2 protein-coding genes and 1 pseudogene are annotated in these 1,495 nt (G+C 63.3%); all 3 read left to right on the top strand.

Annotated features, from left to right (window positions below):
- The coding region (locus EN969_RS30735) for a VWA domain-containing protein (protein ID WP_127419715.1) at positions 1-710 on the top strand (710 nt) is incomplete at its 5' end.
- A 60-nt stretch (positions 711-770) separates the two neighbouring features.
- The gene (locus EN969_RS30730; protein ID WP_063167827.1) at positions 771-1,109 is read left to right on the top strand and encodes an XdhC family protein; all 339 of its coding nucleotides are present in this window, start codon (positions 771-773) and stop codon (positions 1,107-1,109) included.
- Between the two features lie 65 nt (positions 1,110-1,174).
- Positions 1,175-1,495, top strand: a pseudogene (locus EN969_RS30725) (XdhC family protein); the annotation flags it as partial.

Raw genomic sequence — 1,495 nt, 5'->3', positions numbered from 1 at the left:
TGCGGCCGCGGCGCTTCAAGGCCGATGCGCATGGCCGCCGCATCGATCCGCGCGCCATGATGCGTTCGGCCGCGCGCACCGGCGGCGAACTGATCCTGCCGAAATTCCGCTCAGCCCGCGAGGTTCATCCGCCGCTGGTCGTGTTGGCCGACATTTCCGGCTCGATGAGCCAGTATACGCGGATTTTCCTGCATTTCCTGCATGCGCTGACGGAAAAAAGGCGTCGCGTGCACACCTTCGTCTTCGGTACCCGGCTGACCAATCTGACGCGGCAGATGCGCCATCGCGACCCGGATGCAGCCCTTGCCGACTGTTCGGCGGCGGTCATGGACTGGTCGGGTGGCACCCGCATCGGCGACACGCTGGCCGAGTTCAACCTGATATGGTCGCGTCGCGTGCTGGGGCAGGGGGCGGTCGTGCTTCTGATCACAGATGGGCTGGAGCGCGACGATGTCGCCGGCCTGTCGGAGGAGATGGAGCGCCTGCACAAATCTTGCCGGCGGCTGATCTGGCTGAACCCGTTGCTGCGCTTCGACGGCTTCCAGGCGCGCGCCCGTGGCGTCAAGGCGATGCTGCCGCATGTCGACGAGTTCCGCTCGGTGCACAATCTCGATGCGCTCGCCGATCTCTGCGCGTCATTGGACAAGAAGTCGGCACAATCCGTCGATCCGCGCCGATGGCTGGAAGCTGGCGCGAGGCGCGCCGCATAACCATATCCTTCCCATCCGGAAAACAGATCCCGAGAAAAACAGACTTCTGGAGAAACGGTCATGGAAAACAGCATTTATCTGGATGAGGCCCGCGACCCGCTGATCATTGCGGAGGGCTGGATGAAGGACGGCAAGGACGTGGCCATCGCGACAGTGGTCGAGACCTGGGGTTCGGCGCCCCGACCTGTAGGCAGCCATCTGGTCATCGACGCACACGGCAATTTCCATGGCTCCGTCTCGGGCGGCTGCGTCGAAGGCGCTGTGGTCAGCGAGGCCATCGACGTCATCGACAGCGGCAAGGCCAGGATGCTGGAGTTCGGTGTTGCCGATGAAACCGCATGGCAAGTGGGCTTGTCCTGTGGCGGCCGCATCAAGGTGTACGTGGAAAGACTGGGCTAGAGCATGATCCCAAAAAGTGGGACCCGGTTTTTGGACAAGATGATGCTCGGACAAGAGATTTCCTGATGGATCCCTACGCCTTAAAAACTTTGAACGCCGAACGACGCGCCCGCCGTGCGGCGATCCTTGTCACCGATCTCGGTGACGGGCGCGACCGGATCGTGCGCGAGGGCGATCACGTCGCCGGCGATCTCGGAACCGCGATCGCCAGGGCGTTTCGCACCGGTAATTCCGGTTCGGTCGAAGCCGAGGGGCGGACTTTCTTTCTCAACGCGCATCTGCCGCAGCCGCGTCTGGTCGTGATTGGCGCTGTCCATATCAGCCAGGCGCTGGCGCCGATGGCGAAGATCGCCGGCTATCCCGTGGAGATCATCGACCCCCGCACC

The organism is Mesorhizobium sp. M7A.F.Ca.CA.003.01.2.1, assembly GCF_003998945.1.
Taxonomy (GTDB): domain Bacteria; phylum Pseudomonadota; class Alphaproteobacteria; order Rhizobiales; family Rhizobiaceae; genus Mesorhizobium; species Mesorhizobium ciceri.
The sequence above is the reverse complement of the archived record's forward strand: the minus strand, read 5'-3'. Positions and strand labels throughout refer to the sequence as shown.

Bases quoted from the DNA above. Each gene is read 5' to 3' on its own strand.
- EN969_RS30730 (WP_063167827.1), top strand. From the start codon at position 771: ATGGAAAACAGCATTTATCTGGATGAGGCCCGCGACCCGCTGATCATT.